12 protein-coding genes and 2 pseudogenes are annotated in these 13717 nt (G+C 70.6%); 5 read left to right on the top strand and 9 right to left on the bottom strand.

What is annotated here, in order from left to right:
* Positions 1-138 precede the first annotated feature (138 nt).
* On the top strand, positions 139-1476 hold the full coding sequence (cseC, locus tag DJ476_RS19515) for a two-component system sensor histidine kinase CseC (protein ID WP_103421620.1): 1338 nt from the start codon (positions 139-141) through the stop codon (positions 1474-1476).
* A 226-nt stretch (positions 1477-1702) separates the two neighbouring features.
* Here cseC and DJ476_RS19510 read toward each other — a convergent pair whose 3' ends face one another.
* Positions 1703-2401: a M23 family metallopeptidase gene (locus DJ476_RS19510; protein WP_070204508.1), complete on the bottom strand. Its 699-nt coding sequence runs from the start codon at positions 2399-2401 to the stop codon at positions 1703-1705.
* Positions 2402-2775: 374 nt separating this feature from the next.
* On the opposite strand from DJ476_RS19510, the pseudogene DJ476_RS19505 reads away from it, so the two are divergent.
* The 3 genes and pseudogenes from DJ476_RS19505 to DJ476_RS34580 form a co-directional block, all read left to right on the top strand.
* Positions 2776-3096, top strand: a pseudogene (locus tag DJ476_RS19505) (trypco2 family protein); the annotation flags it as partial.
* A gap of 40 nt (positions 3097-3136) precedes the next feature.
* Positions 3137-5196, top strand: a pseudogene (locus DJ476_RS19500) (NACHT domain-containing protein); the annotation flags it as partial.
* 67 nt (positions 5197-5263) lie between these two features.
* Positions 5264-5464, top strand: coding sequence for a hypothetical protein (locus DJ476_RS34580; RefSeq protein ID WP_162638555.1), 201 nt, complete (start codon positions 5264-5266; stop codon positions 5462-5464).
* A 91-nt stretch (positions 5465-5555) separates the two neighbouring features.
* On the opposite strand, the gene DJ476_RS19495 is transcribed toward DJ476_RS34580, so the two are convergent.
* On the bottom strand, positions 5556-8084 hold the full coding sequence (locus tag DJ476_RS19495; protein WP_053560686.1) for an ATP-dependent Clp protease ATP-binding subunit: 2529 nt from the start codon (positions 8082-8084) through the stop codon (positions 5556-5558).
* A 450-nt stretch (positions 8085-8534) separates the two neighbouring features.
* Here DJ476_RS19495 and DJ476_RS19485 point away from each other — a divergent pair, with 450 nt between their 5' ends.
* Positions 8535-9158: an SCO3374 family protein gene (locus DJ476_RS19485; protein ID WP_112491149.1), complete on the top strand. Its 624-nt coding sequence runs from the start codon at positions 8535-8537 to the stop codon at positions 9156-9158.
* Here the strand turns inward: DJ476_RS19485 and DJ476_RS19480 are convergent.
* The 7 genes from DJ476_RS19480 to nadC form a co-directional block, all read right to left on the bottom strand.
* Positions 9137-9472, bottom strand: a complete 336-nt coding sequence (locus tag DJ476_RS19480; RefSeq protein WP_018489329.1) for a histone-like nucleoid-structuring protein Lsr2 — start codon at positions 9470-9472, stop codon at positions 9137-9139. The genes DJ476_RS19485 and DJ476_RS19480 overlap by 22 nt on opposite strands.
* Before the next feature lie 169 nt (positions 9473-9641).
* Complete coding sequence (locus DJ476_RS19475; protein WP_164837661.1) at positions 9642-10211, bottom strand: amino-acid N-acetyltransferase; 570 nt, start codon at positions 10209-10211, stop codon at positions 9642-9644.
* 10 nt (positions 10212-10221) lie between these two features.
* A complete protein-coding gene (locus DJ476_RS19470) occupies positions 10222-10629 on the bottom strand; it encodes a BlaI/MecI/CopY family transcriptional regulator (RefSeq protein WP_079167656.1) in 408 nt (135 codons plus the stop codon).
* Positions 10630-10761: 132 nt separating this feature from the next.
* Positions 10762-10941 carry a hypothetical protein gene (locus DJ476_RS19465; RefSeq protein WP_018489332.1) on the bottom strand — a complete coding sequence of 60 codons (180 nt, stop codon included), beginning with the start codon at positions 10939-10941 and terminating at the stop codon, positions 10762-10764.
* A 94-nt stretch (positions 10942-11035) separates the two neighbouring features.
* Entirely contained in the window at positions 11036-11626 is a 591-nt protein-coding gene (locus DJ476_RS19460) for a hypothetical protein (protein WP_112491148.1), read from the bottom strand.
* 162 nt (positions 11627-11788) lie between these two features.
* Positions 11789-12586 (bottom strand): type III pantothenate kinase, encoded by a 798-nt coding sequence (locus DJ476_RS19455; protein ID WP_019762599.1) that lies wholly within the window; start codon positions 12584-12586, stop codon positions 11789-11791.
* Positions 12586-13605 carry a carboxylating nicotinate-nucleotide diphosphorylase gene (gene nadC / locus DJ476_RS19450; RefSeq protein WP_208853584.1) on the bottom strand — a complete coding sequence of 340 codons (1020 nt, stop codon included), beginning with the start codon at positions 13603-13605 and terminating at the stop codon, positions 12586-12588. The genes DJ476_RS19455 and nadC overlap by 1 nt, the downstream gene beginning before the upstream one ends.
* Between the last annotated feature and the right edge of the window lie 112 nt (positions 13606-13717).

Below are 13717 nucleotides of genomic sequence, written 5' to 3'. Positions count from 1 at the left end.
CCGCGGGGGCGGGACGGCTGCAAGCTGCGCGGCCGCGACAGGCGACGGGGATGGAACGGATACAGGTGAGGCGGCGGGTGATCGGCTCATGAGGCCGGCAGGCCTGATGGGGCCCGTGGAGCGGCCGGTGGGGGGCGTATGAAGCGGCTGGCCCTGCGGACCGGTGTCCGCTGGAAGATCAGCATCGCCATCGCCGCGGTCGGCGCGCTCATCGCGGTGGCGCTGAGCCTCGTCGTCCACAACGCGGCCCGGGTCTCGATGATCGAGAACGCCCGCGAGGTGCAGCTGGAGCGGCTGCTCGGCGCCCAGCGGTTCCACGAGGCGGCGAGCACCCAGAAGAACCTGCCGAAGTTCGGCGCGAAGCTCAACGACCCGGCGATCCCGCCCAGCCTGCGCGACGAGGTCCGCAAGAACCGGCGGGCCACCCATGTGGCCGAGACCCCCGACGGGGTGCCCGACGTCTGGGCGGCCGTCCCGCTGGCCAACGGGGACGTGCTCTCGCTGCACACCCGGTTCGCCGACCGGTCCGCCACGATCATGGACGACCTGGACCGGGCGCTGATCATCGGCTCGGTCTCGGTCGTCTTCGGCGGCTGCGCGCTCGGCGTCCTCATCGGCGGCCAGCTCTCGCGCCGGCTGCGCAAGGCGGCGGCCGCGGCGGTCCTGGTCGCCCAGGGCCAGACCGACGTCCGGGTACGGGAAGCGGTCGGCGGGGTCGTGCGGGACGAGACGGACGAGCTGGCGCGGGCGGTCGACGCGCTGACCGACGCCCTGAACGAGCGGATCGAGGCGGAGCGCCGGGTCACCGCCGACATCGCCCATGAGCTGCGCACCCCCGTGACCGGGCTGCTCACGGCGGCCGAGCTGCTGCCGCCGGGCCGCCCGACCGAGCTGGTACGGGACCGGGCCCAGGCGATGCGGACGCTGGTCGAGGACGTGCTGGAGGTGGCCCGCCTGGACAGCGCTTCGGAGCGGGCGGAACTCCAGGAGCTGCCGCTCGGGGAGTTCGTCAGCCGCCGCATCGGGCTGCTGGACCCGGATGTGACCGTGCAGGTGGTGCACGAGTCGTGGGTCTCCACGGACCCGCGCCGCCTGGAGCGGATCCTCGGCAATCTCCTCGGCAACGCGGCCAAGCACGGCTCCACCCCGGTGGAGGTCACGGTGGAGGGCCGGGTGGTCCGGGTCCGGGACCACGGTCCGGGGTTCCCGGAGGAGCTGCTGCGGGACGGGCCGAGCCGGTTCCGTACGGGGTCGATGGACCGGGCCGGGCACGGACACGGGCTCGGCCTGACGATCGCGGCGGGCCAGGCGCGGGTGCTGGGGGCCCGGCTGACCTTCCGGAACGCGGCGCCCTCGGGTGCGGCGGAGGGCACGGGCGGGGCGATCGCGGTGCTGTGGCTGCCGGAACACGCCCCGACGAACACGGGGAGCTTCCCGATGCTGCGGGGCGCGGAGGAGCGGCAGCCGCAGGGGTGAGACCGCCCATGGAGGGTGTCCGGCAACGCCGACGGCGACCCCGAGGAGTGAGCCATGAGGCTGTCCTCGACGTCGCCGTCGGTCGGGTGACCCGGGCGCACGCCCCGGGTACCGGGGTGTAACGGGTCCACTGAACGCTCTTCGGTTGTGCTGCGCGGCCGCCGGGTGCCGGGCGGCGCTGGGCGCCTGGTCTCCGGCCGGGGACCGCGCGGTTACGCCGGCCGGATCAGATGGAGACGTGCACCGAGCGGAGGAACGCGGCCGGGTTCAGCGCCGAGCCGTAGTTCGGGGTGGTGCGGATCTCGAAGTGCAGGTGCGGGCCGCTGGAGTTCCCGGTGTTGCCGGACAGGGCGATCTTCTGGCCCGTCTTGACCTTCTGGCCGATCTTGACGTTGACCTTCGACAGGTGCGCGTACTGCGAGTACTTGCCGTTGGAGTGCTTGATCACGACGGCGTTGCCGTACGCGGGGCCGTCGCCGGCACCGTTCGGGCCGGCCTTGACGACGGTGCCGGTGTGGACGGCCGAGACCGGGGTGCCGACCGGCACGGCGAAGTCCTGGCCGGAGTGCTTGGCGGCCCAGCGGGCGCCGCCGGTGCCGTAGCTGGCGGTCAGCGTGTACTTCTTGACCGGGGACTTCCAGGAGGCGGCGTTCTTCTTGGCCGCCTTCTTCTTGTCCTCGGCCTTCTTCTTGGCGTCCGACGCCTTCTTGGCGGCGGCCTTGCTCTGCGCGGTGGCCTGCTGGGCGACCGACTCGGCGGTGGTGCCCGCGGCGAGGGCGGCGGTACCGGTGGCACCCGTGGTGCCCGAGGCGAACGCCGTGCCAGCACCCAGCACCACGGACGCCCCCAGGCCGGCGGCCAGAACGGCGCCGCGGATGCGGGAGGCGGACGGGCGGATGGTGAGCTGGTTCGTTGCGCGCTTCATACGGTGAAGTCCTCCGAAGGTGAGTGGACCCGGCGTGCTGTCCGGGCTTGCTCAACCTTGGTAACCCGCACCCCCGCCGGTGCTCAAACACCCCATCTACGAAGAAAAGCCGTAGAGAGGGGGTCGGGAATTCGTCTCGGTTGTCCCGTTTCGGGAGCCATGGACGGGCGACGAAATCCCTCACCCGAACGAGGTTTAAACGCTGTTCTGTGGGCACTTTTCCGGACATGGCGCCGCGAACGGGCCGTATCGCCCGAAGCGTGGGACCGGCGTCCGCCCGCCGGGGCGAAGGTCCCTCCACCGGGCCGGGCACCATCTACGGTCACGGGTAGTAGGCCTGTTTCGGCCTGTGCGCCTTGTCACCGCCGGTGGGACCTAAGTCCTTCCGATTCGGGACCTTCGGCCCGCACATCCAGATGGAGTTCACCCTCGAACTGCGCAAGGAGGCCAAGGCGGGCGGCAAGGTGAAGGCCTGGGTGGTCGAGCCGGGCGCGGACGCGTCCCGGGCCACGGGCCGTACGCACAAGGTCGCCTCCACCCTGAGTCCCCGGAACGCGGTGACCGGGGAGGCGTGGGCGATCGGCACGGAGGACGACGGGTCTGCGGAGGAGTTCGGGGCCACGGGGTCCACGGCGGGATTCGGTGATGGGGCCGAGGGCGGCGCGGAAGCCGGTGACGGGGCGGTTCGCCCGTGAGCGTCTCGTTCGCGCCCCCACCCACCCCGCCGACCGTACGGTGGCCGTCTTCGGCGCCCGCCGGGGCAGCGGCGTCCTCCTCACCGACCGGCTGGTCCTGACCTGCGCCCATGTCGCCGGTACCGACTCCGCCCAGGTGGCCCACCCCGCCAACCGGGACCGCAACCGGGCCACCGTCGCCTGGATCGACCACCGCCTGGACGCGGCCCTCCTCCTGGCCGACGAACCGGTGCGGCCGGTCGCGCCCGCCCGGCTGGGCATGGTGAGCACCCGCCAAGCCATCCCCGGCTGCGAGATCACCGGCTTTCCCCGGGTCCAGCGCTACGGGCCCGACCGGCGGCTGGAGGCCGACCAGTACACGGCGACGGTCCTGCCCCTGGCCGACCAGCTCCGTGACCTCCTGGTCTGTGAACTGGACTCGCCGCCCGCCGCGGGTCCGGACGACGAGCCCCCGGCCCTGGCCGGCCTCTCCGGCGGACCGGTCTTCCTGGGGGACGTACTCCTGGGCATCGCCCGCCAGGTCCCGCTCCAGCGCGAGGGCCGCCGGGTCGAGGGCGTATCGATCGACCAGATCCTGACGGCCGAACCGCTCGAGGGCGCCTACCGCAGAGCCGACACCCAGTTGCGGGCCGAGTACGCCCACGGCAACTTTCCGAAGGACTGGCAGTACGAAGCCGAGTACGCGAAGGCGCTCGGCGTCGCGTACCGCCGCACAAAGATCTTCGGCCTGGACGAGCTGAGCCGGCACGACTCCGAATGGGACCTGGACACGGCCTACCTCAGCCTGGAGGCCCAGGCTGAGGCGCAGCACCGGATCTCCCAGGGGTCGCCCCTGCCCCAGCGCATCGACGCCCTCCTCACCGACCGGCCCCGCGTCCTGCTGCGCGGCGAGGCGGGCGCGGGCAAGACGACCCTGCTCTGGTGGCTGGCCGCCCATGCCTCGGCCCGCACCCTGACCGACGACCTGGCCCCGCTGAACGGCCTGGTCCCCTTCGTCGTACCGCTGCGTACTCTGCGTGCTCGTGGGGTGACGTTCCCGGGCCCGGCGGAGCTGTGGAGTGCCGCGGGGCTGGTGGTCGACGCGGCCCCGGAAGGGTGGGCGGGGCGAGTTCTCGAGGCCGGGCGGGCGCTGCTGCTGGTGGACGGACTGGACGAGGTGCCGCCGGAGGACCGGGAGCAGGCACACACCTGGCTGTCCCGGCTCCTGGCCCGCTACCCGGACACCCGATCCGCCGCGACGGCTTCCTTCCGGAGACCCGGTGGGAGCTGTACCGCTCGGCGCTCGGGATGCTCCTCGGCCACCGCGACCGCCGCCGCCGGATCGGTGACCCGGAGGGCGTCGAGCTGGACGTCGAGGAACACACCCAGCTTCTCCAGCGGATCGCGGTGTGGCTGGTCCGCGAGGGCCAGTCGGAGTTCACCCGGGACCAGGCCCTGCGCCAGATCGGCCGTGCGCTGGCGGGGATGGAACGGGTGAGCGCCCAGGGGCGGCCCGAGAGGACCCTCACTCATCTGCTGAACCGCAGCGGCCTGCTCCAGCAACACGCCGACGACACCTACCAGTTCATCCACCGCACCTTCCAGGACTACCTGACCGCGAAGGAGTTCGTCGAGGACGACCACCTCGACGAACTGCTGCGCCACGCGGACGAGGAGACCTGGCAGGACGTGATCCTGCTGGCGGCCGGGCACTGCGGACGGCGTGAACTCGCCGTACTCGTCAGCGGGTTGCTGGACGTGGGTCTGCGGTACGAGGCCGGTACGGAGGAGCGCACCGCCGTCCATGTCCTGGCCGCCCTGTGCGCCCAGCACGCGACCTGGCTGGACGAGGCGGTACGGAGAGCAGTACGGGAGAGCACGGCGGCGCTGTTCCCACCGACCGACGACAGCCAGGTGGCCTCCCTGGCCCGGCTGGGACCGGCGGCACTGGCGTTCCTGCCCGATCCACGCACGATGTCCACCCCGAAGCCGGACACCTGGTTCGTGACCTCCCTGATCACGGACATCGGGGGAGCCCCCGCGATTCCTCATGCCCGCGCTTGGGCGCTGGCCCACCCGTGGCTGGGCCGCGCTTTCGCGAGCAAATGGGAACGGTTTCCTCAACGCCTTCCCCTGGGCACACCGACCTGTCGGCGCGGTATCCGTACCCACCATCGAGGAACTTTCCGTGCCGGCCCCGACCGCGACGGGGACCTCAGGATGCTGCGGGGTCAGGCATCTCCGACTGGATGTCTCCGCCCGGCGCGTCCTGGACCTCACGCCTCTGCACTCCTGGCCGGGCCTGCAGGTGCAGGTCCTGGGGCTGACCAGGCAGCATCTGATCGGGGCGGAGGAGCTGGGCAACCGGCTCAACGCCTCTCCCGGCTGACGTATACGGAAAGGGGCTGCCCCGGACCGGCCGTAAAGCCGATTCCGGGGCAGCCCCTCACACGCGCTCGGGCTCACGCCCTACATCCGCGTCACGCGTCCTTCGACAGGTTCGGGCCGGCGCCGCCTGCCGCCTGCTCGATCGGGGGGACGTCGGGCAGGGCCGACTTCTCCTCGCCGCGGAACGAGAACTTCTTGTCGTCGCCCTCGCCCTCGACGCCGACGACCACGATGTGGCCGGGGCGCAGCTCACCGAAGAGGATCTTCTCGGAGAGGACGTCCTCGATCTCGCGCTGGATCGTCCGGCGCAGCGGCCGGGCGCCCATCACGGGGTCGTAGCCCTTCTTCGCCAGGAGCGACTTGGCCTCGGAGCTGAGCTCGATGCCCATGTCGCGGTCCTTGAGCCGCTCGTCGACCTTGGCGAGCATGAGGTCGACGATCTGGATGATGTCTTCCTCGGTCAGCTGGTGGAAGACCACCGTGTCGTCGACACGGTTGAGGAATTCCGGCCGGAAGTGCTGCTTGAGCTCTTCGTTGACCTTGACCTTCATGCGCTCGTAGTTGGTCTTGACGTCGCCCTGGGCGGCGAAGCCCAGGTTGAAGCCCTTGGAGATGTCCCGGGTCCCGAGGTTGGTCGTCATGATGATGACCGTGTTCTTGAAGTCCACGACCCGACCCTGGGAGTCGGTCAGGCGACCGTCCTCCAGAATCTGGAGCAGGGAATTGAAGATATCGGGGTGGGCCTTCTCGACCTCGTCGAAGAGGACGACGGAGAACGGCTTGCGGCGCACCTTCTCGGTGAGCTGGCCGCCCTCCTCGTAGCCCACGTAGCCGGGGGGCGAACCGAAGAGGCGGGAAACCGTGTGCTTCTCGCTGAACTCCGACATGTCGAGGGAGATCAGCGCGTCCTCGTCGCCGAAGAGGAATTCGGCGAGCGTCTTGGACAGCTCCGTCTTACCGACACCGGACGGGCCGGCGAAGATGAACGAGCCACCGGGGCGCTTCGGGTCCTTCAGACCGGCTCGCGTACGGCGGATCGCCTGCGAGAGGGCCTTGATGGCGTCCTTCTGGCCGATGACGCGCTTGTGGAGCTCGTCCTCCATGCGCAGCAGACGGGAGGACTCCTCCTCCGTCAGCTTGAAGACCGGGATACCGGTGGCGGTGGCCAGGACTTCGGCGATCAGCTCGCCGTCGACCTCGGCGACGACGTCCATGTCGCCGGCCTTCCACTCCTTCTCCCGCTTGGCCTTCGCCGCCAGCAGCTGCTTCTCCTTGTCACGGAGGGAGGCCGCCTTCTCGAAGTCCTGGGAGTCGATGGCCGACTCCTTGTCGCGGCGGACACCCGCGATCTTCTCGTCGAACTCGCGGAGGTCCGGCGGCGCGGTCATCCGGCGGATGCGCATCCTCGATCCGGCCTCGTCGATCAGGTCGATCGCCTTGTCCGGCAGGAAGCGGTCCGAGATGTACCGGTCGGCCAGGGTCGCGGCCTGGACGAGGGCCTCGTCCGTGATGGAGACCCGGTGGTGGGCCTCGTAACGGTCGCGCAGACCCTTCAGGATCTCGATGGTGTGCGGCAGCGACGGCTCCGCGACCTGGATCGGCTGGAAGCGGCGCTCGAGAGCGGCGTCCTTCTCCAGGTGCTTGCGGTACTCGTCGAGCGTGGTGGCACCGATGGTCTGCAGCTCGCCTCGCGCCAGCATGGGCTTGAGGATGCTCGCCGCGTCGATGGCTCCCTCGGCGGCACCCGCACCGACCAGCGTGTGCAGCTCGTCGATGAACAGGATGATGTCGCCGCGGGTGCGGATCTCCTTGAGGACCTTCTTCAGACGCTCCTCGAAGTCACCCCGGTACCGCGAACCGGCGACCAGGGCGCCGAGGTCCAGGGTGTAGAGGTGCTTGTCCTTGAGGGTCTCGGGCACCTCGCCCTTGACGATCGCCTGGGCCAGGCCCTCGACGACCGCCGTCTTGCCGACGCCGGGCTCGCCGATGAGGACCGGGTTGTTCTTGGTCCGGCGGGACAGCACCTGCATGACCCGCTCGATCTCCTTCTCGCGCCCGATGACCGGGTCGAGCTTGGACTCACGAGCGGCCTGGGTGAGGTTCCGGCCGAACTGGTCGAGCACCAGGGAGGTGGAGGGCGTGCCCTCCGCGGGGCCGCCCGCGGCCGCCGTCTCCTTGCCGCCCGAGTAGCCCGAAAGCAGCTGGATGACCTGCTGCCGGACCCGGTTCAGGTCGGCGCCCAGCTTCACGAGGACCTGGGCGGCGACGCCCTCGCCCTCGCGGATCAGGCCGAGCAGGATGTGCTCGGTGCCGATGTAGTTGTGGCCCAGCTGAAGGGCCTCGCGGAGCGACAGCTCCAGGACCTTCTTGGCTCGCGGGGTGAAGGGGATGTGCCCGGACGGAGCCTGCTGCCCCTGCCCGATGATCTCCTCCACCTGCTGGCGGACCGCCTCGAGCGAAATCCCGAGGCTCTCCAGGGCCTTAGCGGCGACACCCTCACCCTCGTGGATCAGGCCCAGGAGGATGTGCTCGGTGCCGATGTAGTTGTGGTTGAGCATCCGGGCTTCTTCCTGAGCCAGGACGACAACCCGCCGCGCGCGGTCGGTGAACCTCTCGAACATCGTTAATCGCTCCTCAGAGCGGTCGGTCAGTGAGGGGTCGGTCCCCTCCCAGTCCTTCCGCATGCTAGTCCCGCAGGACGGGACAGCTCATTCCAACTGCCGACATCCGTCCGGATCACCCCGCACCGGGCGGGGATTCTTACTGCCGAACAGCTGACAACTGCTCCAACCCGATGGTGCGAGACGATGTTCCCGCAGGCCAGGCAGATACCCCTATCGCCAGTACGCCGATGGCGAACGTGAGACGCCTCGGCCTGCGTGTCGCCCCTTCCCACTAGGAAAGTCTTACCCGCAATCACTGACAGTCCATGCGGCGCGCCCCGGTTCCCTCCGCTACGGGCGAACAACCTTGCGCTGCCGAACACTCCCGTACGCCCCGGAAACAGAGACGCAAAGTGATCATCTGCGGACGGTGCGTAACTTCGCCGTCTGTTCGGGGGTTCATCGGACATGGCCCTCACCGTCCCGCCGCCCCGATCGTCACCCGACACCGGTCCGGATTCCCTCGGTCCGGATTCCCTCGGTCCGGGGCCCACCGCTCTCGCCCGGTGGTACGAGCGGAAGCTCGGCTGGGCGACCGAAGGGCGCGCTCCGGTGCGGCTGCTCACCGGGATCCGCTTCGACGTGCTGGAGCTTCCCGCCGAGGCGGGCCGTGCCCTGCTGCGCCGCCCTGTGCGGACCGGGCCGGTGCTGCTGAGCGGTGACCGGATGGGGCTGCTGGTCGCCCCGGGCGGCGCCGACGAGCTGCCGGGGCTGCTCGACTGGCTGGAATGGGGTCCCGTCGCGCCCGATCTGACCGCCCTGGGGGCCGGGGGCCGGATCACCGCTCCGTCGCTCCGGGGCGGTGCGGGCTCGCCGGGGGCCGCCGTATGGCTGCGGCCCCCCGAGCCGAGGCTTGCGCCCGGGCCGGCGCTTCCCGCTCTCGCGGGCTTCGGGAGCAGCGGTGGGGATGCCCCCGATCTCGTACGCCTGGTGGACGCGGCGGCGACGGAGTGCCATCGGGTCCGGTTGTCGCGTGCCCGGGCCGGGCTGTGGAACGGCAGTACGTCGGATCAGCCGTTGGCCTTCTCGTAAGCCTCGCGGATCTCGGCGGGAACGCGGCCGCGGTCATTCACGTTGTGGCCGTTCTCCCGCGCCCACCGGCGGATTTCCGCGGTGTCCTTGTTGCCACCGGAGACGGCGCGGCCCTTGCCGCGGCCCGTCGCGGCGCGGCCACCGGTGCGGCGGCCGCCCTTGGTGTAGGGCTCGAGAAGACCGCGAAGCTTGTCCGCATTGGCCGTGGTGAGGTCGATCTCGTAGGTCTTGCCGTCGAGCGCGAACGTCACGGTCTCGTCCGCCTCGACACCGTCGAGGTCATCGACAAGAAGGACCTGAACCTTCTGTGCCACGGGATTTCCTTTCATCGAAGAAAAGGGAGTACGCGGAAAGGAAACCGCTTTTCCCGGGAAAACACAAACCCCCGGGAGAGGTTCAGGAGCGCGAGAACACGGGAAACGTGCGCGATTCGGACATAGGGATGCGGGGATGACGGCACGGCTTGAGCGCATCATCCGCGCATCACAGGTGCAGAAGCATCCGGCTGTTGCCCAAGGTGTTCGGCTTCACCCGTTCGAGACCGAGGAACTCGGCGACGCCCTCGTCGTAGGAGCGCAGCAGCTCACTGTAGACATCCGTGTCGACCGGTGTCTCTCCGATCTCGACGAACCCGTGCTTGGCGAAGAAGTCCACTTCGAAGGTGAGGCAGAAAACCCTGCGGACCCCGAGCCAACGGGCGGTCTGCAAGAGCTTCTCCAGTACGTGATGCCCCACCCCGGCCCCCTTGATGCCGGGGTCGACGGCGAGGGTCCGGACTTCCGCGAGGTCTTCCCACATCACATGGAGAGCGCCGCAGCCGACGACCCGGGCGTCCTCGTCGCGTTCCGCGACCCAGAACTCCTGGATGTCCTCGTAAAGGGTGACGGTGGCTTTGTCGAGCAGGATGCCACCGGACACGTACCCGTCGAGGAGGCGGCGTACGGATGACACATCACTGGTCCTGGCACGGCGGACGGTGATGGCGGGCCTATTTACCGACGGGTCGGTATGAAAGTCGGTATCCGCTTCGGTTTGCGGCTGCTCGGAGGACATGGCCCCGACGCTATCGCCCGCTCTCGGACTCCGTGTCATCGGCCGGGGTCTCCACGGGGCCCGGGGAAACCATACGGACGGCGTCCTGAAGTGCTTCGCGCTGCTCGGGCGACATCATCCCGAAGAACGCGACAAGGGCGGCGGCCGGGTTGTCGCTCTGGGACCAGGCTTCGTTCATCAGTGCGGCCGAGTAGGCGGCCCTGGTGGAGACGGCCGTATATCGATATGCCCGGCCGTCCACTTCCCTGCGGACCCAGCCCTTCTGATGGAGATTGTCCATTACCGTCATCACCGTCGTGTAGGCGATGGACCGTTCCCGCTGGAGGTCCTCGAGGACTTCCCGCACCGTGACCGGACGGTTCCATTGCCAGACGCGTGTCATCACGGCGTCTTCCAGCTCTCCCAATTGGCGGGGCACGGGATCACTTTAGTGCCAGATGTCCCGAATGACTGGTTATTTACAGAGCCAAAAGAGCGCACGGCTCCGGTGAGCCGTGCGCTCCGAGGAGTGGGCGACGGGTTCCGCGGTGCGGAGGGACCGCCGCAGCCGTCAGGCATTCTCCGGACGAGCGGTCTGCTTTACCGATTCCGCGCGCGCCATCGCCGCGTCCACGGCGTCGTCCTCCTTGGTCTTGTTCGGACCGCCCTGACTCTTGACGATCGTCACGACCACACCGATGAAGAAGATGGCCATCACCACGGGGGGCACGAGCGCGGATACGTAGTCCATGCCGTCCAGAGTAGCGAGCCCCGTACGACGGGACGCGGCGACCTCCCGTCTCCTCGGGAAGGCCGCCGCGTCCGGGTGCGCAGGGAGGCGGGGGTCAGCCCGCGGCGCGCTCCTCCTCCGCCGGTGGCGGCGTGGGGCGGCGGCGGGGCGGGAAGACCTCGCCGGGCGTGGGCACCGGGCGCTTCGGGGCGGGGGTGCGGCCCGGGGCCGGGGCGGCCGGGGCCTTGGGGCGGTCCGGCTCCCGGTCGGCTCCCCGGCCGCCGGGGAGGGCGAGCAGCCGGCCGCGCGGGGCGGGGGCCGTCGGGGCGGGCGCGCAGCCGGCGAGCCGGGCCCGTACGGAGCGCTCCGCGAGGATCTGGCAGCGCTCCAGGAGAGCCGCGGCCGTCGGTCTGCCGCGGAGCGCCCGCAGGGCCGCCAGGTCGTCGGGGCGGGGGTCGTAACCGGCCGCCAGGGCGTCCTGGAGCAGTTCCAGATAGCCGGTGACGGAACCGGGGAGGGCGTCGCGGTAGCGGGCCAGGTCGGCGAGGAGGAACGCTCGCAGCCGGCCCGCCTCCCCGACCGCCTCGTCCACGGAGCCCGCGAGCCGCAGGCAGTCCTGGACGTCCTCGTCGGACAGGGGCATGGGGTGGAGGGCGATGGCGAGGGCACGTCGGAGCACCCGCAGCTCGTCCGCGCTGAACGCCATGCCGCCTCGTGAACCGTAGGGCGTGGGCATGACGCGACAATACGTGCTAAATGGACAAAATCGGCTTAACTGGCTGCCGGTGGCGCGGCGTGCCCGAGAGCGGTGGCGCGGCCCCGCCCCCGGCCCTTCCCGCAGGTACGCCAGGGTCCCGTGCGACGCCCCTTACGCGCGGGAGACGTTCCGCTCGTAGACCAGGCGCAGCCCGATCAGCGTCAGCCACGGCTCGTGCTCGTCGATGACGGAGGACTCCCCCAACACCATCGGAGCAAGGCCGCCCGTCGCGATGACCGTGACGTCGTCCGGGTCGGCGGTCAGCTCCTTCTTCATCCGGGCCACCACCCCGTCGACCTGGCCCGCGAAGCCGTAGACGATGCCGGACTGCATGGCCTCCACGGTGTTCTTGCCGATCACGCTGCGCGGCCGGGCCAGCTCGATCTTGCGGAGCTGGGCGCCCTTGACGCCGAGCGCCTCGACGGAGATCTCGATGCCGGGGGCGATGACCCCGCCCGCGTACTCCCCGCGCGCGGAGACCGCGTCGAAGGTGGTGGCGGTGCCGAAGTCGACGACGATCGCCGGTCCCCCGTACAGCTCGACGGCGGCGACCGCGTTGATGATGCGGTCCGCGCCGACCTCCTTGGGGTTGTCCATCAGGACCGGCACCCCGGTCTTGACGCCGGGCTCGACGAGGACGGCGGGCACGTCCCCGTAGTAGCGGCGGGTGACCTCGCGCAGCTCGTGCAGGACCGAGGGGACGGTCGCGCAGATGGCGATGCCCTCGATGCCGTCGCCCAGCTCCATCCCGAGCAGCGGGTGCATGCCCATCAGGCCCTGGAGGAGGACCGCCAGCTCGTCGGCGGTGCGGCGGGCGTCGGTGGAGATCCGCCAGTGCTCGACGATCTCCTCGCCGTCGAAGAGGCCGAGGACCGTGTGCGTGTTGCCGACGTCGATGGTGAGCAGCATCAGGCTTCGGCCCCGTCGCTGGTGGTGGATGCCTCGCGGAAGTCCAGGCCGATGTCGAGGATCGGCGAGGAGTGGGTGAGCGCGCCGACGGCCAGGTAGTCCACGCCCGCGTCCGCGTAGGCGCGGGCCGAGTCGAGCGTGAGGCGGCCGGAGGACTCCAGGATCGCGCGGCCGTCGACCAGAGCCACCGCCTCGGCGGTCTCGGCCGGGGTGAAGTTGTCCAGCAGGATCAGATCGACGCCCGCGTCCAGCACCTCGCGGACCTGCTCCAGCGTGTCGACCTCCACCTCGATGGGCAGGTCGGGGAACTCGGCGCGGACCCGCTTGAACGCCTCCGCGACCCCGCCCGCCGCGACCACGTGGTTGTCCTTGACCAGGGCCGCGTCGGAGAGCGACATCCGGTGGTTGACGCCGCCGCCGCAGCGCACCGCGTACTTCTCCAGCGCGCGCAGCCCCGCCGTCGTCTTGCGGGTGTCGCGGACCTGGGCCCCGGAGCCCTCCAGCACGTCCGCCCAGGCGCGGGTGGCGGTGGCGATGCCGGAGAGGCGGCAGAGCAGGTTCAGCGCGCTGCGCTCGCCGGTCAGCAGGTCGCGGGTGCGGGTGGTGACGGTCAGCAGCTTCTGGCCGGGGGCGACGCGCTCGCCGTCCTCGACGTGCCGCTCGACCTCGAACTCCTCGGTGCAGACGATCGACAGGACCGCCTCCGCGACCCGGAGCCCGGCCACGACCCCGGCCTCACGGGCGGTGAAGTCACCGGTGATCACGGCGTCCTCGGGGACGGTCGCCACGGTCGTGACGTCCACCCCGCCGTCCAGGTCCTCCTCGATGGCCACATGGGCGACGTCCTCGACCTGGACGGGGTCGAGCCCCGCCTCGGCAAGGAGCAGGGCGAGGCCGGGGTCCAGGCCGCACTCCAGGGCGTCGGCGTCGTAGCCGTCACCGCAGCCGCAGTCGTCGCCGCAGCCTTCGGAGGGCGCGGACGGGGTGGGCGCGCCGACCCGGATCAGCGGTACGTCCACGGGTGTGGGGCGCGGATTCTCTTCGGGCGTGGACACGGTTGCGGCTCCTCGGGGCGTGGCGGGTGGTGCGGGTGCTTCTCTGTTCGGGTGCGGCTGCTGTGCGGGGCGGCCG

It is taken from the genome of Streptomyces bacillaris, from assembly GCF_003268675.1.
GTDB classification, from domain to species: Bacteria; Actinomycetota; Actinomycetes; order Streptomycetales; family Streptomycetaceae; genus Streptomyces; species Streptomyces bacillaris.
This window is presented reverse-complemented; position numbering and strand designations above follow the sequence as displayed.

Coding starts and splice junctions, on each gene's coding strand:
- cseC (WP_103421620.1), top strand. CDS start 139: ATGAAGCGGCTGGCCCTGCGGACCGGTGTCCGCTGGAAGATCAGCATC.
- DJ476_RS19510 (WP_070204508.1), bottom strand. CDS start 2,401: ATGAAGCGCGCAACGAACCAGCTCACCATCCGCCCGTCCGCCTCCCGC.
- DJ476_RS19495 (WP_053560686.1), bottom strand. CDS start 8,084: ATGTTCGAGAGGTTCACCGACCGCGCGCGGCGGGTTGTCGTCCTGGCT.
- DJ476_RS19485 (WP_112491149.1), top strand. CDS start 8,535: ATGGCCCTCACCGTCCCGCCGCCCCGATCGTCACCCGACACCGGTCCG.
- DJ476_RS19475 (WP_164837661.1), bottom strand. CDS start 10,211: ATGTCCTCCGAGCAGCCGCAAACCGAAGCGGATACCGACTTTCATACC.
- DJ476_RS19465 (WP_018489332.1), bottom strand. CDS start 10,941: ATGGACTACGTATCCGCGCTCGTGCCCCCCGTGGTGATGGCCATCTTC.
- DJ476_RS19460 (WP_112491148.1), bottom strand. CDS start 11,626: ATGGCGTTCAGCGCGGACGAGCTGCGGGTGCTCCGACGTGCCCTCGCC.
- DJ476_RS19455 (WP_019762599.1), bottom strand. CDS start 12,586: ATGCTGCTCACCATCGACGTCGGCAACACGCACACGGTCCTCGGCCTC.